Annotated in this window: 20 protein-coding genes and 1 riboswitch; of the genes, 2 read left to right on the forward strand and 18 right to left on the reverse strand. The window is 29.0% G+C overall.

Going from position 1 to position 20,486, the window contains the following annotated elements:
- Nucleotides 1–215 precede the first annotated feature (215 nt).
- Nucleotides 216–725 carry an anaerobic ribonucleoside-triphosphate reductase activating protein gene (nrdG, locus tag BV55_RS0114480; RefSeq protein WP_029453528.1) on the reverse strand — a complete coding sequence of 170 codons (510 nt, stop codon included), beginning with the start codon at nt 723–725 and terminating at the stop codon, nt 216–218.
- 35 nt (nt 726–760) lie between these two features.
- Nucleotides 761–3,070 carry an anaerobic ribonucleoside triphosphate reductase gene (locus BV55_RS0114485; protein WP_029453529.1) on the reverse strand — a complete coding sequence of 770 codons (2,310 nt, stop codon included), beginning with the start codon at nt 3,068–3,070 and terminating at the stop codon, nt 761–763.
- A 185-nt stretch (nt 3,071–3,255) separates the two neighbouring features.
- Nucleotides 3,256–3,433: riboswitch (cobalamin riboswitch) on the reverse strand.
- 198 nt (nt 3,434–3,631) lie between these two features.
- On the opposite strand from BV55_RS0114485, the gene BV55_RS15460 reads away from it, so the two are divergent.
- Nucleotides 3,632–3,934: a DUF1294 domain-containing protein gene (locus tag BV55_RS15460; protein WP_084170577.1), complete on the forward strand. Its 303-nt coding sequence runs from the start codon at nt 3,632–3,634 to the stop codon at nt 3,932–3,934.
- 177 nt (nt 3,935–4,111) lie between these two features.
- Here BV55_RS15460 and BV55_RS14975 read toward each other — a convergent pair whose 3' ends face one another.
- The 15 genes from BV55_RS14975 to BV55_RS15750 all read right to left on the reverse strand — a co-directional run bounded on the left by BV55_RS14975 (nt 4,112) and on the right by BV55_RS15750 (nt 18,670).
- Entirely contained in the window at nt 4,112–6,367 is a 2,256-nt protein-coding gene (locus BV55_RS14975; RefSeq protein ID WP_029453530.1) for a HAMP domain-containing sensor histidine kinase, read from the reverse strand.
- Nucleotides 6,345–7,037, reverse strand: a complete 693-nt coding sequence (locus BV55_RS0114495; protein ID WP_029453531.1) for a response regulator transcription factor — start codon at nt 7,035–7,037, stop codon at nt 6,345–6,347. The genes BV55_RS14975 and BV55_RS0114495 overlap by 23 nt, the downstream gene beginning before the upstream one ends.
- Nucleotides 7,038–7,317: 280 nt before the next feature.
- Entirely contained in the window at nt 7,318–7,473 is a 156-nt protein-coding gene (locus tag BV55_RS15635; RefSeq protein ID WP_157469676.1) for a hypothetical protein, read from the reverse strand.
- 486 nt (nt 7,474–7,959) lie between these two features.
- On the reverse strand, nt 7,960–8,181 hold the full coding sequence (locus BV55_RS0114505) for a YdbC family protein (RefSeq protein ID WP_029453532.1): 222 nt from the start codon (nt 8,179–8,181) through the stop codon (nt 7,960–7,962).
- A gap of 193 nt (nt 8,182–8,374) precedes the next feature.
- Nucleotides 8,375–9,559 (reverse strand): coenzyme F420-0:L-glutamate ligase, encoded by a 1,185-nt coding sequence (locus tag BV55_RS0114510; RefSeq protein ID WP_029453533.1) that lies wholly within the window; start codon nt 9,557–9,559, stop codon nt 8,375–8,377.
- 241 nt (nt 9,560–9,800) lie between these two features.
- On the reverse strand, nt 9,801–10,943 hold the full coding sequence (locus tag BV55_RS0114515; protein WP_029453534.1) for an ABC transporter permease: 1,143 nt from the start codon (nt 10,941–10,943) through the stop codon (nt 9,801–9,803).
- The gene (locus BV55_RS0114520) at nt 10,927–12,072 is read right to left on the reverse strand and encodes a SagG family ABC transporter permease subunit (RefSeq protein WP_029453535.1); all 1,146 of its coding nucleotides are present in this window, start codon (nt 12,070–12,072) and stop codon (nt 10,927–10,929) included. Before BV55_RS0114520 ends, BV55_RS0114515 begins: the two co-directional genes overlap by 17 nt.
- An 11-nt stretch (nt 12,073–12,083) precedes the next feature.
- Entirely contained in the window at nt 12,084–13,019 is a 936-nt protein-coding gene (locus tag BV55_RS0114525; RefSeq protein ID WP_029453536.1) for a daunorubicin resistance protein DrrA family ABC transporter ATP-binding protein, read from the reverse strand.
- 35 nt (nt 13,020–13,054) lie between these two features.
- The gene (locus tag BV55_RS0114530) at nt 13,055–13,786 is read right to left on the reverse strand and encodes a SagF family protein (protein WP_029453537.1); all 732 of its coding nucleotides are present in this window, start codon (nt 13,784–13,786) and stop codon (nt 13,055–13,057) included.
- A gap of 6 nt (nt 13,787–13,792) precedes the next feature.
- On the reverse strand, nt 13,793–14,443 hold the full coding sequence (locus BV55_RS0114535; RefSeq protein WP_029453538.1) for a CPBP family intramembrane glutamic endopeptidase: 651 nt from the start codon (nt 14,441–14,443) through the stop codon (nt 13,793–13,795).
- On the reverse strand, nt 14,418–15,779 hold the full coding sequence (locus BV55_RS0114540) for a YcaO-like family protein (protein WP_029453539.1): 1,362 nt from the start codon (nt 15,777–15,779) through the stop codon (nt 14,418–14,420). The genes BV55_RS0114535 and BV55_RS0114540 overlap by 26 nt, the downstream gene beginning before the upstream one ends.
- 30 nt (nt 15,780–15,809) lie before the next feature.
- On the reverse strand, nt 15,810–16,901 hold the full coding sequence (locus BV55_RS0114545; RefSeq protein WP_029453540.1) for a streptolysin associated protein SagC: 1,092 nt from the start codon (nt 16,899–16,901) through the stop codon (nt 15,810–15,812).
- Nucleotides 16,894–17,868, reverse strand: coding sequence for a SagB/ThcOx family dehydrogenase (locus BV55_RS0114550; protein WP_035794457.1), 975 nt, complete (start codon nt 17,866–17,868; stop codon nt 16,894–16,896). Before BV55_RS0114550 ends, BV55_RS0114545 begins: the two co-directional genes overlap by 8 nt.
- Nucleotides 17,869–17,982: 114 nt before the next feature.
- A complete protein-coding gene (locus tag BV55_RS15465; protein WP_084170578.1) occupies nt 17,983–18,144 on the reverse strand; it encodes a streptolysin S family TOMM toxin in 162 nt (53 codons plus the stop codon).
- A gap of 283 nt (nt 18,145–18,427) precedes the next feature.
- Complete coding sequence (locus tag BV55_RS15750; protein ID WP_029453542.1) at nt 18,428–18,670, reverse strand: hypothetical protein; 243 nt, start codon at nt 18,668–18,670, stop codon at nt 18,428–18,430.
- 147 nt (nt 18,671–18,817) lie between these two features.
- On the opposite strand from BV55_RS15750, the gene BV55_RS0114565 reads away from it, so the two are divergent.
- Entirely contained in the window at nt 18,818–19,087 is a 270-nt protein-coding gene (locus BV55_RS0114565; protein WP_051652519.1) for a hypothetical protein, read from the forward strand.
- Between the two features lie 115 nt (nt 19,088–19,202).
- On the opposite strand, the gene BV55_RS0114570 is transcribed toward BV55_RS0114565, so the two are convergent.
- Nucleotides 19,203–20,477, reverse strand: a complete 1,275-nt coding sequence (locus BV55_RS0114570) for an L-cysteine desulfidase family protein (protein WP_242850882.1) — start codon at nt 20,475–20,477, stop codon at nt 19,203–19,205.
- Between the last annotated feature and the right edge of the window lie 9 nt (nt 20,478–20,486).

The following is a 20,486-nucleotide window of genomic DNA, read 5'->3' on the forward strand; positions in this document are numbered from 1 at the left end:
AAATAAATTATATGTAGACAATCTAAAATACATAATATTATATTTTTTAATAAAAGATTTATCTGATGGCTACCATCCGTAACACCCCTATCCTCTTCAAGGTGGAGGATGACGGCTGCTACGCCCCTGGATAAGTTCTTCTAAGACTCAGATGGAGAGATGTATTCCTTACAAGCAAACTCCACGTGAGTCTAAGAATCACTTGATAATTTTAGTTAAATATCTGCTATTTGTATAATATCTTTTTGAAAAGTTTTTTTAACATCTATTATACGCTGATTTTCCGATCCCCTATATTTTAATAGCATATTCTTTTTAGATAATTCAAATCTTCCATCTATAAGTATATCTATTTTCTCTAGAAACTCTAACCACTTATTTTTTTCATCACTATAACTTACTATATATTCATAAGTATATCCTGTATATGAAATTATATTATAGCCTTCTTTTTTAGCCCTTTTTGAAAGTTCAGTGAAAGCATTTGCCTGTTCAAAAGGCTCTCCTCCGCTTAATGTTACTCCATCTAAAAGCGGATTGTTTCTCATTTCATTTAATATTTCTTCTATATCTATAAAACTTCCTCCATTAAATGAATGAGTATGTGGATTGTGACAGCCCTCACAATTATGTGGGCAACCTTGAGCAAACACTACAAGTCTTATTCCTGGTCCATCTACAATAGATTCTTTTATTATGCCTGCAACCCTTAATTTAGTATCCATATAGAATCCCCCTATAAAATAAGTTGTTAATTTCTTTATAAATGCTTAACTCTATCTCTTTCTTCTGCTTTTTTTGCATCATTAAATCTATCTAAAGTACCTACAAGATATCCTGTTATTCTACGAATACGTTGGAATTTTACATCTTCTTCTTTTCTACCACATCCCGGGCACTGTTCCCCTATTATACCTGAATATCCGCAGACTGGATCTCTATCTAAAGGGTGATTTATAGAACCATATCCTACACCACACTCTTTCATAGTTCTAATTACCTTTTCAAAGGCTTGAAGATTCTGACTTGGATCACCATCTAACTCTACATAAGTTATATGTCCTCCATTTGTAAGTTCATGATAAGGTGCTTCTATTTTTATCTTATTAAATGCTCCTATTTCATAATAAACTGGAACATGAAAACTATTAGTATAGTACTCCCTATCCGTAACTCCTTCAATTGATCCATATATTTCTCTATCAAGTTTTACAAAACGGCCAGCAGTACCTTCAGCAGGAGTTCCTATAATAGAAAAATTAAGCTTATATTTTTCTGTTGCAAGGTCCATAGCATTTCTCATGTATGAAATAATTTCAAGTCCTAACTTTTGGGCATCCTTTGACTCTCCGTGATGACTTCCTGTTAATGCTTTAAGGCATTCACCAAGTCCTATAAATCCTGCAGATAAAGTTCCATGCTTAAGTACTTCTCCTACTTCATCTTCCCAGGATAACTTATCTGAATCTATCCAGACTCCCTGTCCCATAAGAAAAGGAAAATTCTTAACCTTTTTCTTTGATTGAATCTCAAATCTTTCTTTTAATTGATCTATAACAATATCCATTTCTTTATCAAGCTCTTCAAAAAACTTTTCTATATTTTTATTGCTTTTCAAAGCTATTCTTGGAAGATTTATGGTTGTAAAGCTAAGATTGCCCCTTCCATAAACTACTTCTTTTGACTTATCATTAATATTACTCATAACTCTTGTTCTACATCCCATATATGCTATTTCTGTATTAGGATTTCCTTCTTTGTAATATTTAAGATTAAAAGGAGCATCTATAAATGAATAATTGGGAAATAGCCTTTTTGCACTAACTCTAAAAGAAAGTTTAAATAAATCATAATTAGGATCACCTTCATTATAATTTACCCCTTCCTTAACTTTAAATATTTGAATAGGGAATATTGGCGTCTCACCATTTCCAAGTCCTCTTTCAGTAGCTAAAAGAAGATTTTTAACTACCATTCTTCCTTCCGCCGAAGTATCAGTTCCATAGTTTACAGAACTGAATGGAACCTGGGCCCCTGCACGGCTATGCATGGTATTTAAATTATGTATAAAAGCCTCCATTGCTTGATATGTGCATCTATCTGTTTCACTATTTGCCTTTCTTTTAGCAAATTCTTGAACCTTTTCTACTATACTATTATCATCTATATATTTACATAAATATTCTTTTTCAATTTTTATATATTTTTCATCATTTTCTAGAGAAGGCATAAGATCATAATCTTCTTTAATCTCTTGGAATATATTCTCAGTAAAATCTAATATATCTTCTTTTTCTGTTAATAGTTCTAAAGCATTTACAATATTTTTTCTATATAATTTCACATAGGTCTTCCTTACACCAATAGCTAACCCATAATCAAAATTTGGAATACTTTGGCCTCCATGCTGGTCATTTTGATTAGATTGAATAGCAATACAGGCTAAAGCAGAATAACTTTGAATATCCTTAGGTTCTCTTAAGTATCCATGTCCTGTGCTAAATCCATCTTTAAATAACTTAATAATATCTATCTGACAACAAGTAGTAGTAAGTGTTAAAAAATCTAAGTCATGTATGTGAATATCTCCATCCTTATGAGCTCTTGAATGCTTAGGATTTAAAACAAACATCTCATTAAATTCCTTAGCACCTTCTGAACCATATTTAAGCATAGTCCCCATGGCAGTATTTCCATCTATGTTAGCATTTTCACGTTTTATGTCATTGTCTTCTGCTTGTTTAAATGTTAAATCCTCATATACCTTCATAAGCCTTGTATTCATTTCTCTAACCCTTGTTCTTTCAGCTCTGTACAATATATAAGCTTTGGCAGTTTTTGCATATTCATTTTCTATAAGAACTTTTTCAACTATATCTTGTATCTCCTCAACAGTTGGAATATTTATTTCGTCTTCTTCTAGTAAATTCGCTACTTTTTTAGCTAAATCAAACGCTATATCATAATCATATTCATTTATAGATTTAGTGGCCTTAATCATGGCATTCGTAATCTTCTCCATATTAAAAGCTACTTCTCTACCATCTCTTTTTTTAATCTTTGTAATCATAAACATTACTTCCTTCCATAAAAAGCTTTGCTTTCTTTTTTAAACAATAACTTTTCCATCATAAAACATTTTCTAGTTTAAATCAATAGAATTAAATTAAAAAATCCTTCTGCAAATGTAGGCAGAAGGATAATAGCTAAAATTTAGATTTTAACTACCTCACCCCTCTATACTTCGTAGAGTAAACAGTGATTACAATATAGGCAGGTCTTCTGACTTTGGCTCATCAACATCTGCCCCTTCCCGATAAATCAGTGGTAATGGCAAACCTCTCTCCAGTACAGCGGCGAGACCGTTTAGGATTTTAACCTAATTCCCTTTTAAGCTACAATGTTTGTAGCCACCTATATAATTCAATATCTAGTTAATAAAATCTTATCACACACTATATATTGTGTCAATGAAGATATTTTTTATTGATTTAATTATTAAATTAGCTTTATCACAGTATTTTTAACATTTAAATTAAGGTTCTACAGGCCATTATAAAGGTTTCCACTTTACTTTTTATATTCTTTCAACTAATGATATAATTAATTAGATATACTAAAAATTTATGATATGGGGCTGATTATTATTTACAAACTTATTTTGTTTTACTTTATACTTTTAAATATCTTAGGATTTTTATCTATGTACATAGATAAATCAAGATCCAAAAAATCTCAGTGGCGAATAAGCGAAAGCACCTTAATTATTATAGCTGTTTTGGGAGGCAGTATTGGTTCTTATTTAGGCATGAAAAAGTTTAGACACAAAACCAAACACTCTAAGTTTAAATATGGCATACCTTTTATTATCTTTATTCAAATAATAATTATATTTTTAATTTTCAATAAAGATCTTTTGTCACTACTAAAATAATAGTTCTAATAAAATTACTTATTTGTAAAAATAAGTAATGCAAAAAGAGGAGAACTATCTCCTCTTTTTAGTAATATAATCATACTTAAGTACTAGTGAATTATTATCTTTAGATTAAGTTCATTTATCTGGAAGTGTTAATAATGATAACTCTCTATAATGATTAGCTTAACTATATTAAATCTTGGGAAATTCTATAATCACTTTAAATAAGTCTCCATCTACGCTAACTCTAAAATCTCCCCCTTGAAGCTTTGTTAAATTATTTGAAATAGCAAGGCCTAGTCCAGATCCTTCAGTATTTCTAGATTGATCTCCTCTTTTAAATCTTTCTAGTATCTCATCTTCATTAAAATCTATTTCAAAAGCTGATATATTTTTTATAGTTATAACTACTTTATTATCTATATCTTCTATATTAATATAAACTCTTGTATTTTCTAATGAATATTTTAAAGCATTACTAATTTGATTTTCTAATATCCTCCAGGTCTTTTTACCATCTACCATTATATATAATTTCTCTTTAGGAAGATTAATCTTAAAATCTAAAGAGCTTTCCTTGATTTTTTCCTCAAATTCTGCTAAAGCTTGTTTTAAAAGTGATGTTATATCTACCTTTTCTATATTAAGCTCCACCTCTCCGCTAGCAGCTTTTGATGCTTCAAAAAGATCTTCTATAAGAATTTTCAGCCTTTCAGACTTTCTTTCTAAAACCTTTATATAATCCATTCTTTCCTCTTTAGTCAAATCCTCATTTTTAATTAAATCTACATAGGTTATTATAGAAGTTAGAGGAGTCTTTAAATCGTGAGACACATTAGTTATAAGTTCTGTCTTCATCCTTTCACTTTTTACCTCACTATCAATAGACTCTTTAAGTCCACTCTTCATATTGTTTATATTATGAGAAAGGTCTTTTAAAATTCCCTTGCCACCTTCATCAATAACATAATTTAAATCTCCATTAGCGATTTTAAAACTACCAACTACTATCTTATTTAGATAATTTGCAGATTTTACTACATATAATATAACTGAAATTATATAGGTCAGTATATATATGACTAAAATTAATGTTATAAAATCACTAGATCCACGTCTAGATCCACGTAAAGATAACATTGATACCATAAATATAAATGTTAAGATTAAAAATATTGCTATCTTAATTCCTGTAGATTTTATAAGAAATACCTCTTCTACTGCACTCTTTACTATTTTATTTAATCCGTTTATCATCTTATATATTAAACTTTTCCTTCGAAGAAGCTCTTTAATCCCTAATTCTTTTACTTCAATTATGCTTCCATAAGTAAATGCCATTAAATAATAGGTACCTATCATAGCTATTCCTAAAAGTATTGTATACACTGGCTCTTTTAAAGACTCATAAGCGGTAATAATAATTGAAACTAATCCTATACACAATATTACAAGTTGAAATTCAATGTATATTCTACTATATATTCTCTCAAGAATACTTTTATCTTTGTTTTTATCTTTTCTTTGAATATTTAGATATATTAAAGCTAAGATTGATAAGGTAACAAGAACTGCTGATAAAAGAATCGCTTTTTCCACCAATGCTTTGGATTTTAACTTATTATAATTTTCTTTTCCTAAACTTATTTCATCTTCATAAATAAAACTTTTTGGTACAAAATAAGATATTTTCAAATTTTTATTTTCTGTATTTCTATAATTGAAACTATCATTGTTAATAATATTTTTTAGTTGTTCTTTAGTAAAATTGGAATCTGCACTTTCAAGTACATTTTTCTTGTTTTCTATATTTAAAATTAAATAAAAATCACTATCATTTTTTAAATTACTAATAGTTTCCTCATTTAAATCATCTTCTATATTAGTGTTAAGTCTATCTCCACTATTATCTTCTATAATATATTTTATATTTGGAAATCTATTAATAATATTTAATTTATTATTATATTCCTCTATCCTTACATCTAACATATCTTTTCTTATTTCTTCTTCTGTTTTTAAAATATCCTTTTTAGCCTTTTCTATATCTTTTTCTTTATTACTTAAGATAAATTGTAATTCATCTTTACTTTCATGGACCTTTGCACTATTTATCTTATATTCATATGAACTCTCTATCCTTTCAATAGCATTTTCATACTCTTGTAAATTCTTTTTAAGATTTATATCCACATATTTTTCTTGTAAATTTATAGGATTTCTTACTTCTTCCTCACTCTTGTATACTTCAAAGCTATCTACAACTGCATAATTTAAATCATTAAATGGATTTTTGAATTTATTTGTTTCATAAAAATTTTGACTTTTTACACTGTCATAATTTTTTAATATATATATACCCATGAAAGCTAATAAAATTAGGCTAACTGTTAAAATTACAACTGATATAAATCTTAATATCTTACTACTTTTCAATTTTGTAGCCAATACCCCACACCACCTTTAAATATCTTGGATCACTTGGATTTATTTCTATCTTTTCTCGTATCCTTCTTATATGGACTGTTACCGTATCTGTGTTATATGATGGTTCATTCCACACCTTTTCGTATATTTCATCAATAGAAAATACCCTACCTTTGTACGTCATAAGTAATTTTAATATCTTATATTCTAAAGGTGTTATCTTAACTAACTCACCATCAACAGTTAATTCTTTAGTAAGATCATTTAAAGATAAAGCACCTGCTGTTATTATTTCATCAGTAGTACCTTTATAGTTTCCAAGATTCACATATCTTCTAAGTTGTGACTTCACCCTTGCTATAAGTTCTAATGGATTAAAAGGTTTTGTTATATAGTCATCCGCTCCCATATTAAGCCCAAGAATTTTATCTGTGTCTTCCGACTTTGCAGAAAGCATTATTATAGGGATACTCTTTTTCTCTCTTATCTTCATTGTAGCTCTCATACCATCCATTTTAGGCATCATTATATCCATTATTATTAAATGTATCTCCTGTTCACTTAAGATTTCCAGTGCCTCTAATCCATCATAAGCTTTAAAAACTTTAAACCCTTCATGAGTAAGATATATATCTATAGCATCAACTATTTCTTTCTCATCATCTACCACTAATATATTATATTGTTCCATTCAATTGCCCCCTCTTGATACTTAGGCATTTTATTTTACCCTTTTGTCTAATGTTCTTTTAAAACACCTTATAAAATATTATACCATCTCCCTTTATTTCTGCTCTAGTTTAATTATATAGCTAAAATCTTACAGGTACCTGTTTGTAATCATTAAGACTTTCTTACAATAAAAAAGTACTAGGCATTTTTTACCTAGTACTTCTTTAACTTCTATCTTATCTAATAAATCTTTCAGATAATTTTAATTTTAGATATTTTTTAAAATTTTTTTGTATATACTAATATCCTTTTCTCTTAGCTTCTAGCCCACTCTCATTAATTCCTGGCTCCTCTACTGTAGTTACAAGCTTATTTTTAGCCCATTGATTTTGAGTCTTATGACCATTTGCTAAATAATTTTCTTTACTCCATTCTTTTTTATCTTTTTTCTTCATATCTTTCACCTCTAATCAAATTTACTTTCTTCAACTTTACTTTCTTCAATACTAGTATGTATAATTAGGCTTATAAATACTCCTAAATATAAAATTAAAAATTACTCTAAAGAGTTATCCAATCTTAAATTTATTGTTAACAAATAATATTTATTGATGACATAGAATTGTAACAAAATACTATTATAATAATATTATAGTAATTAATAAAACCCCTTTAATATATAGATACTAGTCAGTCCCCCTCTCTAGTATCTATATTAAAATAATAAATTACTTTATAACCCCCTTATTAAATGTAAAATAAAACATCCTCAGTATTAGTTTATAAACTTTACACTGAGGATGTTTTATTTGTTTTATTGGTTATTGCTTATTGCTTATTAATCATGATATGCTCTCTAAATAAGAAGATTTACCCATGTATGCAAATAAGTTATTATTGTTATAAATAATTGCTTATAACAATAATAACTTTAAAAAGTTTTACAATTCCATATTGTTTAACATATCTTTAATTGATTTTAACTCTTCTTTACTAAGGGTTATTCCTTTACCCATCTTTTTATGATCAGGATCCCATTCTCTTATATCATATTTATCTGCATTTCCATTCCAGCTTATTAGATTTAATTCTTTTTTCCAACCTTTTGATGATTCAGAAATAGTTCCTACATTTTCTTTTATTTCATATTTTATATCTGCCATAAGATTACCCCCTTTATAGTTTATAGAGTTAATATATCTTTTATCCGATGGCTACCATCCGTAACACCCCTATCCTCTTCAAGGTGGGGATGACGGCTGCTACGCCCCTGGATAAGTTCTTCTAAGACTCACTTGATTTTACTCCTAAACTATCTTTATAATAATTGAATCTTTAAAGGTAATTTACAATGTTTTAATATTCTGTAGCGTAATTATCGAAATAGCCTTGAACTAAAACCACTGGCGTCCCCTTATCTCCACTACCACTTATTAAATCACATAAGCTACCTAAAAGATCTGTAATTTGTCTTGGTGTAGTTCCAAGAGTTTCATTTCCTTCTACCTTTTTGCCTTCTTTTGCCTTTATCTTTTTCTTCATTTCATCTGTCATTTCAGCAGAACTCATACCTTTAAAATCATTATCCGCTATGTATTTTATCTTTATTTCATTTGGTGTTCCTAAAAGACCATCTGTAAAACCTGGTGATACTACAGGATCTGCAAGTTCCCATATTTTACCTACAGGATCTTTAAATGCACCATCTCCGTATACCATAACCTCAATATTTTTACCGGTACTTTCTTTTATAATCTTTTGTACCTTAGTAACAAATTCTTTACAGTCTCTTGGAAACAACTTTACTTTATTCTCAGTTGCTTTATTTGAACCAAGAAGACCATAATCAGCATTATATCCACTGCCATCTATAGATTCTGTTAAAATATCGTCAAGTCCATAGACAGTTTTAGCTCCTGCCTTTTTAAGTATCCTTTTAGTTCTTTCTCTTTCATGTATGTTAGCAACTAAAATTTCTTTGCTATACTTTAATGCTTCTCTTGGGTCATTTGCAAGGTATATAATTATATTACCTGATATTTCTTTGTACATACTGATGTAATCAATCCCTGTAAATTTATGTTCTACCCTTTCTCCAAAGAGTTTTCTATAATCCTTTTCTGTTAATAGATCTATATATGGGTTAATGTTAAGTTCATCCATCTTATCTACATCCATTAAAGAATTACCAACCTCATCGGATGGATAATTTAAAAATAAATGAATTTTCTTTCCTGTTAATGCTAATGCTTTTAATATCACTGAAAATCTATTTCTACTTAATATTGGAAACATAAGTGCTATGTCCCCTTCAAATTTTTCATTAACATCCTTTGCAATATCTTCAAGAGTTACATAATTTCCTTGTGCTCTTGCTACTAATGACTCTGTTATTCCAATAACATCATTATCATGAAGTGCAAATCCTTCACTTTCTACTGCCTTTAAAAGAGATTCAACAACTATTTGTGGAAGATCGTCTCCTTCTTTTACAATAGGAGTCCTAATCCCTCTTGCTGTGGTACCTAAAGTTCTCATCATTACTTTTTATCTCCTTTAATATATATTTTAAAACCTATATAAGTATACAATATATAGCTTAATGAATCTATCTTTTATTTAAAAAACAAGGTTTACTGTATCTATAATACAATTAAAACTTTGTATATTCTGTGTTTTTTTGTAATTAAAATATTATTAGATGAGGTCTTAAGCTTCACCTAATAACAAGTATTTTTCTATTTATTTCTTTTAAACATAAGAATTTTTTATTTAATAAACGTTACACAAATCTTTTTAAATTCTCGTCTGTTTTAAATTTTAGTATTCCAATTAGGAAAAACACAAATGCAAAAGCTATAACTACCCATATGTAGGATTGAACTTGCCACAATGTCATCCCATGCTGAAGATCTTCTACTGATTTCAAAACCCAAGTTTGTGGAAATATATTTGCAAAGCTTTGTAGAAACTTAGGCATAAATTCAATAGGCCATAAACAACCTGAAAGCATACATGTTGGCAGTATAAAAATATTAGAAATTTGTGACGATTGGGCTGTACTTTCCGAAAATGCTGCCATTATTATCCCAAAACCTATTGAAACTAAACCAAAACTAACTAGGATTATAATTAATGTTCCAATATTAATGTAAAAGTTTAACTTGAAAATTCCTATTGAAATAATTAATATTACAGCTATTTGCATTAAAATTATCACCAAGCTAGCTAATACATTACTAGCCACATATTCTACCTTACTTATAGGTGAGCAAAAGATTCTAAAGTACGTTCTATTCTCTTTATCTTTTATAATGCAGTTAGCAGTTACACTTGAGCCTAGCATCATAAATAGCATTAGATACCCTATACTATTCTTGGTTACTCCTTTATTTGTACTTTCATCATTTAATTTTATACTATTTAGTTTTAGTTTTTGATCTTTATATCCTTTATATATTTTATCAAACATTTCTTTATCACCTTCAGATACTTTAGCTATATCCGTTATATTTGATATATAATAATTAAGATCATTTTCAATCCATGCCGTTATTTCTTTTCCTTGCATGGCAACTATTTTTATACTTTCAAAGTTATTGTTATAAATTTTCTCACTAAAGTCCCCTGGTATTACTAAAGCGCAATCTACTATATTATTCGAAACCAAATTGTTTATATCCTCTTCTTTTAGTTCAATTATTTCAAACTTTTTATTTGTACTTATAGTACTTATCATGTCTTTTGAAATATAGCTACTATCTAAATTACATATACCAACTTTAATTGTTGTACCTTTTGTAGTATTAAAAACTAAGGCAACAAAAACCCCTATTATAGGAAGTAATAAAAAGGTTATTATATTAGATTTTTTCCTAAAGGATTGTTTCAATATTCTTTTTGAAATCTTAAATATATTCCCCACTTATCTTTCCTCCTCTTTTACTCAAAACTATAGGAATAACAATAAATACTAATGCTGTAATCAAATTGATTGATATAGCCCTTCCCACTGTACTAAAGTTATTTTCATATATAATCTGAAATATTGATTTATTTGTCCACCTTATTGGTGATATTTTAGATAAAGAATTTAAAACTCCATTATTAAATACATTAAGTGGAATATACCCTCCACCCAAAAACACCATAAGAGGTATTAAAATATTAGTAATTATACTTGCAGTACTTGGATTTGTAAATATATATGAGGAGCCTACCCCAATGCAAACAGACATAATTATCATTGTAAATGAGACTAATAAAACCACCCAAACATTATTGCCCCAATTACTTCCTATAATATACTTACTGCATAAAAACACCATAATAACCTGAAAAGATGTAGCTATAGCCCCCCCCACAATCTTACCTAACATTAATTGTAGTTTACTTGCTGAGCTTACATAAATTCTATTTTTAGTTTTAGTACTATTTTCTCTAAGCATTGACATGATACCAGTTGAACAGCCATATAAAATGGTCATGGTAAACATAGATATGGCATAGTAATCTATGGATCTAGGCGTTTTATTATTTGCAACAGACTGAACTTTTGCAAAGTTCAACTCCCCATTACCTTCTGTTATCTTTTCTACAGCTAAAGGATTATCCATATAAACTTCTTCTAGTAAATTATATTTTTCAACAAAAGTATTAACCAAGGTTTCTACTAAAGTAGCATTAAAATCTCTTATATTATTGCTATTAAGTTCTATTGTATCTTCATTATCTATTTTTATGTAACAATCAACCTTACCATTTTTAATAGACTCTTTCGCTTCATCCTCATTATCTATTTTAGTAAAGCTCACGTCCATATTTTTTTCTATTTCCTTACTAAACTTCTCAAATTCTTCTCCTACTTTTAATTCATCTTTTATTAGATATAACACCTTCACTTTAGATATTGAATTAGAAGAAGAAAAACTTTGTGAGAAAGCACTACCAAGTATTAATATCATAATGATAGGAAATATAGTCATCATAAACATGCTTTTTTTGTCTCTTATTATATGCTTTATTTCTTTAATTATTATATTTAAGAGTATCATAATTTACACCTCTAATCCCTTAAATTTCTCCCAGTAAGATTAAGGAATACAGTTTCTAAATCCATCCCTTTATTCTCCAAATTATTTATGTGTATATTTTTTTCACTAAAATAAATAATTATTTGATCTAAATTATTTATCTTTGCGTTAGTATTAATAATTATAGTATTCTTATCTATTGAAGCCTTCAAAACCCCATCTATCTTTTCTATTTCATCCACATTAACTTCACTTACTGAGTTTACTGTAATTAAAACAGAACTTGTCTCTAAGCTACTTTGTTTTAATTCTTCTTTAGTACCCTCAATAATTAATTTCCCATGGTCAATGATTCCTATTCTTGTGCAAATAGATTCAACTTCTTCCATGTAGTGGCTTGTATAAATGATAGTGCAGCCCATTTGGTTTAATTTCTTAATAGAGTCTAATATATGATTTCTTGACTGAGGGTCTATTCCCACAGTAGGCTCGTCCATTATCATTAGTTTAGGCCTATGAACTAAAGCACAAGCTATATTAAGCCTTCTTTTCATTCCGCCAGAAAATTTGGAAGGTAATTCTTTAGCTCTATCTTTCAAACCTACAAATTCTAATGCTTCTTTTGATCTTTCTTTTAGCTCTTTTCCGCTAATCTTATAAAGACTGCCAAAAAAGGCTACATTTTCGTATGCTGTTAAATCATCGTATATTGCTATATCCTGTGGAACTACCCCTATATTGTATCTTATGTTTTTTGAGTTTTTATTTATATCTTCACCTAAAATAGTTATAGTTCCAGAGTTTGGAGTCAAAAGCCCACATAGCATATTTATTGTAGTACTTTTACCAGCACCATTGGGGCCAAGGAGTCCATAAATTTCACCTTCTTTTATATTAAAACTTATATTGTCAACAGCAATTACATTATCAAACTTTCTAACCAGGTTCTTAATTTCTAATATGTTCACACCTAAGTCCCCTTTCATATAAATAAAAAACATCTCTAATGTTTGAATACCCAAAAACTAGTGCTTAAAAAATAGATAATAATAGGTATAACAAGGCTTCCAGTGTAACCTAGAACTAATCCATTAGTGAAAAACAATACAAAGTTCCAGATTCCAAAAATCACTGCCTGTTCTTTAGTTTTTACTATTAATAATTTACCAAAAGTAAATAATATAGTTACAATTATTAATGCAATTATAAATGGCATATAAAGCTTTATGGTTAAAATATTCATCAGTATTCCATAGAAAAATATGCTTTCTAACATCACAATATAAAAAGGTCTTATTATAGCTGTATACATTGGATATTTCTCATCAAAAGATATCCAATGTATATTACTTATAGTTTCTCTAATATTACTTTTAAACAATATCTCTATAATCCAAATTCCTATTAACATAGTAATTTCAATTAAAACAATAAATACCATTAACATCAGAAATATTCCATACCATATTTTATTTAAGGAAAATAGACTGTATATATGAACTGCAAAATACTTTGCAAATAATTTAATAGCAATTATTCCAAATACCACAAAATATGTTGCCTTTATAGCTTCTAAGTATGTACCTTTTTCTATATTAAACCATCCGCAAACATAAATTGCACTTTTTTTTAATAATTTAATTTTACCAAGAGGTATTTTGTAAATTATTGCCCACAAAAGAGTAAGTATAAGTGATAATATTATTATTAATGTGTACGATCCATAATATTGCATTTTACTTTATCCTCTATCTTTCATAAGTATCACACTATTTTGCACACAGTGCGCAATCATAGGTATTATTACACAATTCCCACTAAAATAAAATAAGCATCCATATATAATGCCAGTAACAAACTTTTGCATTAATACTTTTTTTCCTAAAAAAACATGATTCATAGCATATGTAGCCCCCGAAATTATAATGACTAGTATTATATTCATTTTAAATTCCTTCATCAATATACTAAACCATATTTGCCTAAAAATCACTTCTTCCAAAAGTGCAACAATTACACTAAGTCCAATTACTTTAATACTCGCCTTTTTCCACGTTGTTATAAGACTTATACCACTTACGTACTTTCCCCTTAAGCATATTGTTATATAAGATATTAATACTTCTATACATAATATAACTACTACTGAAACCATTCCCACTAAATACCAATAGTTTTGTTTAGGTAAATTAACTATAAAAACATTCATCTTCAATACTGCTGATAAAAGTATTACTATAATCAATACTGCCGCTAATATTTTTAAAAACTTATCCATACTATAATCTATAACACCATTATTGATTATGTACATAATAGTTTGTGCACACATTACGGGACTTAGAGTTACAAGTAATATAAGAATATTAAGGCATAGGATGTGGGTACTCATTTTTTACTCCCCCGTATTCTAATATCCTAGGATGATTTGTAAAAGGAAACTCTGGTATACACATCTCAAGTATTTCAGGAATTAAAACTCTTGATACATACCACCCTTTTTCTCTAGCTTCTGGTGGCGTTACATCCATATAAACAGCATATTCGCTTACTTTCGATAAATACTTTATCAAATGATGCAGCTGACTTTCTTCACTTAAATCCTCTATGGTTTTTATTTCTGAAAGCAATACTTCTCCTTCTATTAAACTGTCTATAAGTTCATCTTTTTCTTCTGTTTTATCACTAGTACTATAATATAAAACATTCATATCTAAATCTAAAAATTTAGGATTATCTCCTAATGCATACTCAAGTTTTTCTTTACTATGAATAGTAGTGTAATATCCACTATAGGATATTGCTGCTGCTTCCATTATTGCTCTTACCATACCATTTTTAGTATCAAAATCACCCTGTACCCCATAAACTAAGTATGGCATCTTCTTATCCTTACGCCTTAAAAACACTCCAAATATAGGTAATGGCAACTCTGGTAATGTGTTATACATTGGAATTATTTCATAAGGAGAGTTTTCATCAAGTGCTACACTTTCTAGAACCCTTTTAACATTCTCATCATCTATTTTTACTAAAGGACATTTACGTTTTGTATACCAATTAATAATAAATGCGTCTATTTGAACATACTCTATTAAAGCATTAATCAAGGACTTATTTAATGACTTATGTGCTGCTGTTCCTGTACTAAAGGATGGTATAAATGATTTTTCTCCTTTTTTTGTATTACTTTGGTATCCTACAAACATCATTTTAGCTGGAACCCATATATCTTCATTTGGATTGAAAAGTGATGCACACTTTATCCATCCTATTACATCTTCCTCTGTAATTCTTTTTGAATGTATATCCATACCATACTCAGATGACTGTTTTATTTGATCTTCTGTAAATACATCCATATATTTAAGTGGCATGGTTTTTCCAAGTTTGCTTACTTCCTTGTAGCTTGCATAAAATATATCTTCTTCTACTAATCTTGGCGCTACCATAGTTGAATATCTTTCTATACTCTCACCAGTATATTTAATTAATGATTCTTCATAATATGTACCATAACCAATAATATGATACTGAACATCCATATTAGGGTTATCAATAAGTTGTTTATGGTAATTTGGCATACTCCCTGTAATACTCTTTAAGCACAACCCATCATTAAAGTTAACTAAAGGCATTACTGTAGATTTCATGATTCCTGTTTGATTGCCAGATAAGTCATGAAAATTTTTTAATATATTATTAAAACTAGGATAAAATTTAATCATATCTTTTCCTTCCATCTATCTCACAACCTCTTATCTCATAATTTTACTTACTATATCATCAACAAGTCTTCTTGATGATATATTCATTTCTGCAAAATCAGCTTTAGCTACCGTCCCACAAGCTGGGCAAAATGGTACCCTTAAAATATCATCTACCTGAATTTCCAAGCTTGGTACATATATGCTTAATATTCTTCCTTCAAACTTTGAAGCACCTAAGTTATTTATAAGGTAGCCTTCAGATATAACTATATTCGCTAACATATTTAAAATAGGGATAACTCCTTTGTTTTCTTCTTTACTTTCATTAATTTTTGTATTTATGAAATTATGATAAGATACGTGATCTTCCATTCTTGACAAAGCTCTTTGTTCAAAGCATTCTATGCATCCTGTCTTGGATGGATTAATTGAGAAAGCCGTTATAAATGGGCCATCTATAAAAGAAACCACCACATTTTTTTCTAATGCTAAAGCAATTCTATTAATATTTCGTAATAAAGATATTTTTACACGATGCATACACACTAATATAGTAGAATATCCTTCGAAATCTTTTTTTAACTTTTCTATATTTGAAATAGTATTAAAAGCATCAACTCTTGTGGTTAAATCTACTACTGATATATCCTTATATAACTCATCAGAAATAAGATCTAATTTTAGTTCCATACTCCCACTTAAATGTACTGCCGTTTTCTTACAGTAGTCACTATCAGATATAAAAATCACTTTTCTATCTGGTTCAGTAAATGCTTTGTTATTGTCAGGTCTAACATAATACTTATAGTCTCCTAATAATGATTGAACAATTTGATTAGATACTTTTCTGTCCTCTTCCTTACAAACCATTCCAGCTGAAGTTAATCCCTCTAAAAGTCCCATTACGCTATTTTTATCATCCCTTGAAATGCTATACCCCTCTATATCATTCTGATCAATACCTTTACCTGATTGCATTTTAACAAAAAGATCCCTTATAGAAGATTTAAATCCATCAGTTTGACCATTTAAATCTAAAACTGCTTCATTATAATTCCATATGCCTATTCTTAATCTTATTTCATCAGAACCGTTATCAAATATCCTCAAATTTTCGTTTATAGTAAATATATTATTCATCTTTTAAATCAGCCTCTTTTCCTATAACTGTTGTATGTATAACATGCTTAGTTACTCCATCTATTTTTAAAACCTTTTCTATATGTTGCTTTTCAAAGCCACCTATATCACAGGCTCCATATCCTAATGCTGTAGAAATCAATTGTATATTTTGAGCCGTTTCACCTGCCTCAATAAAAGCATAGGCCATACCAGCATCTCCATACTTTCTTGTATTAATATAAATATTGTAAACATAAAAGAAAATTAAATTCACGTCATCTGCCTTAATGGCACCAAACTCAGCATAGTTATATGCCTCATTATTTTCAATTCCTATCTTTATTGGCTTAAGTGAATGTGAATAAGGATAATATAAATAAATGCCATCCTCAAGTCCCTTCACCTTATTAATTAAAACATATAATTCAATTGGATATAATCCCCCACCTGAAGGAACATTTTTTAATTTTATACTATCAGGTCCAGCAGGTATTCCTGTTATGTGTTCTTCTCCCGAAACACCTTGTGCATAATATAGAACTGAAGATAATTCTACTTCTGACATAATGTTTTTTGAGTAGTTTCTAATACTTCTTCTTTGTTTAATTGTCATACCTATGGGAGCCTTTACATTTTTAGGCTTGGATAAGAATATAACATTATAAAGTGATTCACCTTTTGCCTTATTAGCACCAGTTATAGCAGCTGGCGCTTGGAAAAAGGTAGATAAGCCTGCTCTAAATCCTATGTAATTATTGTTTGTCCTAAAATTGAGTAGATACTCTTCACTTGTGAATCTATTACTTTTAGAAAATAATGTGCCTTTCATAACCATATCAGGTGTTCTTAGCACTGTGGAATCAGCATAAGGTGTTATAGCACAATATTGAGTATTAAATGATAATAAGTCACTTTCATATGGGTACTCATTCTCATATGGATTCACTTCTTTATCTAGGTGCTTTTCTTTGCTCCTACTCTTCATGTAAATCACTCCTTTTTTAAAAAAAGATCCATAACCTAAAATTTAAATTATGGATCCTTTATCTTTTGTTGTATTTAGTTTGAATTTATATCTATCTTAGAGCCATATAATTTCTTATGGTTTAAAGCCTGCTGCTCCGCCTGTAGCTGTTCCACTTGTTGCTGCATTTATTGCTACACAACAACAACAACAACATGTACAACATGCTCCTGGTGCAACAGTCACCTTTTCAGTATTATTGCAAGTATTAGCTAAATGTGAATTCATCTTTAACATAGTAATCCCCCCTTCTCTTTTAAATATAGTACATTTTTATATTTATGATATCTGTCATAAAGACTGTAATCTATACCTTGTCCACACTTATATTTTACCATATTAGTTTAATTAAAGTCAATATTTTGTTAAACATATCCTTTTCGTGATTATTTCTTTCAATAATGTAAATTAAAAGTCTTATTTTTTAATTAAAGCATTAGATAACTTTAAATTCATCCCATTTAATATAATTATAAGTTTATCTTTTTTAATTTCCTTAAATGGCTATTTTTATCTGGATTCAAAACCACATATTCTGTGCATTTACTAGAACAAAACCCCTCATGAGTATTTTCACATTCCTCACAACATATATGCTGATCATGACAAGCATCATTAGCACGTTTATATATCTATCAAATGGCTTACCACAATGACTGCATTTTGATATAATGATATCTTCATTTGCCTTATCCTCTCTAAAATTATTATGAATTGCAATTTCATAACCTAAATAATATTTTGTAATTTCTTTTGGTTTCATGCTATTATGTAACTATAGTTCTTATCTTTTTTATTTTTAAGGAGGGTAAAATATGATTATAAAATCAATAAAAACACTATCTTTGAAGAGTATAGGGGTGTTACGGATGGTAGCCATCGGATAAACCATATTAAAAGGAGCGTGACAATGATGAAATTAATTAATAAACCTATATCTGTTGTATATGAATTTGATAATGCTGGAATAATTAATCCACATAAGTTTATTTTTACTAATGAGGCTGGAAAGGAAAACGAATTTAATATAAAGAGAATAATAAGAAGAGATAAAGAAAAGCTCGCACCTAATGTTTATGGATATACCTTTACTTGTGAAATAATAGTGGATGAAAAGGTAGCATTATGTGATTTAAAAGTTAATATGAAAACTTCTGAATGGATTCTTTTTAGGATGTAATTATAAAACAAAAAATTAAATTTGAAATTAGCTCATTGAAACAAATAGAAAAATAGCTATTATACCTCAGGTGTATAATAGCTATTTTTTTATCTTTTTACTATCTATATTTATCCTATTTGTTCAACATCATATTTAATATTGTTTTATCGGTATTTTCCATTCCTTTTACACCCAGTGTTCCAAGGTTTTCTATACTCTTTTCTACATCTATTCCTACTATACCTTCACTTCCCATGGGTTCTATATCGTTTAAGGCAAGAGTTGCACATTGTATTGCTGCATTAACTCCAGTAGCAATTTTCAGAGCACAAGTTGTTTTTGCACCATCGCAAATCATCCCCGAAATGTTTCCTATCATGTTTTTTATAGCATAATTTATATTTTTTAGTTTACCATCTAGAAGATATGTAATAGCAGCTGAAGATCCTATTGAAGCCGCTATACCTGCTCCACATAAAGCTGATAATCTTCCTATATAAGACTTAACATGTATAGTTACAAGATTACTAATAGCTAGTGCCCTGGCTAACTCTTCATCACTTTTCCTAAGTTCAGCACTTAAAATAACCGATGGCATTGTAGATGTTATTCCTTGATTTCCACTACCAGATGTAGTCATTATAGGCATTGTGCATCCTGACATTCTAGCATCTGATGCAGCTGCCGTACTTGCAACCATTCTATTTTGAAGACTATCCCCTCCTAAGACTATGTTAGTAGAATTAAACATCTTTTTCCCTACATTAAGGCCATAATCACCCTGTAGTCCTTCATCAGAAACAAGCTTATTCATTTTAGCCCCTTCTAATAAAAATTCAATGTTCTTAAACTCTACAGTTGTTGCAAAGTCGTAGATACTTTCTATAGTAATTTTTCTTCCTATATTACATTCTTCATTTTTAAATTCATTATTAACATTGTCTAAAATTATATTTTCATCTAACTCTATCCTTACTATATTATTGTGATTTCCACTTATAATTACCTTTGCAATATGATCTTTAGTTTTACAATGGGTCTCTATATAAAGCTTATCACAATTTTCCTTTAATTCAATTTTTACCTTCCCCTGACTTACCATTGATTTAGATTTGTCTATATGCTCTTTTGTAACATTACTCAGTACTTGAAGTTTTAGTTTAGAATCTCCACCTATAAATCCTAGAGCTGCTGCAATATCTATACCTATCATGCCCGTTCCAGGTATTCCAACCCCTAAGGCGTTTTTTATTATATTTGCACTTAAAAACAAATTAATACTTTCTACTTCATCTTTTAACAACTCTTTACACTTAGAAGTGGCATATGCTATAGCTATAGGTTCTGTGCAACCTAGCGCTGGTACAACTTCTCTTTTTAAAAGTTCAATATACATATCCTTCTCCACCTTATGCCC

This window comes from Clostridium algidicarnis (genome assembly GCF_000703125.1).
Taxonomy (GTDB): domain Bacteria; phylum Bacillota; class Clostridia; order Clostridiales; family Clostridiaceae; genus Clostridium_L; species Clostridium_L algidicarnis.

Excerpts from the sequence above, each read along its gene's own strand:
- nrdG (WP_029453528.1), bottom strand. The coding sequence starts at position 725 with ATGGATACTAAATTAAGGGTTGCAGGCATAATAAAAGAATCTATTGTA.
- BV55_RS0114485 (WP_029453529.1), bottom strand. The coding sequence starts at position 3,070 with ATGATTACAAAGATTAAAAAAAGAGATGGTAGAGAAGTAGCTTTTAAT.
- BV55_RS15460 (WP_084170577.1), top strand. The coding sequence starts at position 3,632 with ATGGGGCTGATTATTATTTACAAACTTATTTTGTTTTACTTTATACTT.
- BV55_RS0114495 (WP_029453531.1), bottom strand. The coding sequence starts at position 7,037 with ATGGAACAATATAATATATTAGTGGTAGATGATGAGAAAGAAATAGTT.
- BV55_RS15635 (WP_157469676.1), bottom strand. The coding sequence starts at position 7,473 with ATGAAGAAAAAAGATAAAAAAGAATGGAGTAAAGAAAATTATTTAGCA.
- BV55_RS0114505 (WP_029453532.1), bottom strand. The coding sequence starts at position 8,181 with ATGGCAGATATAAAATATGAAATAAAAGAAAATGTAGGAACTATTTCT.
- BV55_RS0114510 (WP_029453533.1), bottom strand. The coding sequence starts at position 9,559 with ATGATGAGAACTTTAGGTACCACAGCAAGAGGGATTAGGACTCCTATT.
- BV55_RS0114520 (WP_029453535.1), bottom strand. The coding sequence starts at position 12,072 with ATGATACTCTTAAATATAATAATTAAAGAAATAAAGCATATAATAAGA.
- BV55_RS0114530 (WP_029453537.1), bottom strand. The coding sequence starts at position 13,786 with ATGCAATATTATGGATCGTACACATTAATAATAATATTATCACTTATA.
- BV55_RS0114535 (WP_029453538.1), bottom strand. The coding sequence starts at position 14,443 with ATGAGTACCCACATCCTATGCCTTAATATTCTTATATTACTTGTAACT.
- BV55_RS0114540 (WP_029453539.1), bottom strand. The coding sequence starts at position 15,779 with ATGATTAAATTTTATCCTAGTTTTAATAATATATTAAAAAATTTTCAT.
- BV55_RS0114545 (WP_029453540.1), bottom strand. The coding sequence starts at position 16,901 with ATGAATAATATATTTACTATAAACGAAAATTTGAGGATATTTGATAAC.
- BV55_RS0114550 (WP_035794457.1), bottom strand. The coding sequence starts at position 17,868 with ATGAAGAGTAGGAGCAAAGAAAAGCACCTAGATAAAGAAGTGAATCCA.
- BV55_RS15465 (WP_084170578.1), bottom strand. The coding sequence starts at position 18,144 with ATGTTAAAGATGAATTCACATTTAGCTAATACTTGCAATAATACTGAA.
- BV55_RS15750 (WP_029453542.1), bottom strand. The coding sequence starts at position 18,670 with ATGAAACCAAAAGAAATTACAAAATATTATTTAGGTTATGAAATTGCA.
- BV55_RS0114565 (WP_051652519.1), top strand. The coding sequence starts at position 18,818 with ATGATGAAATTAATTAATAAACCTATATCTGTTGTATATGAATTTGAT.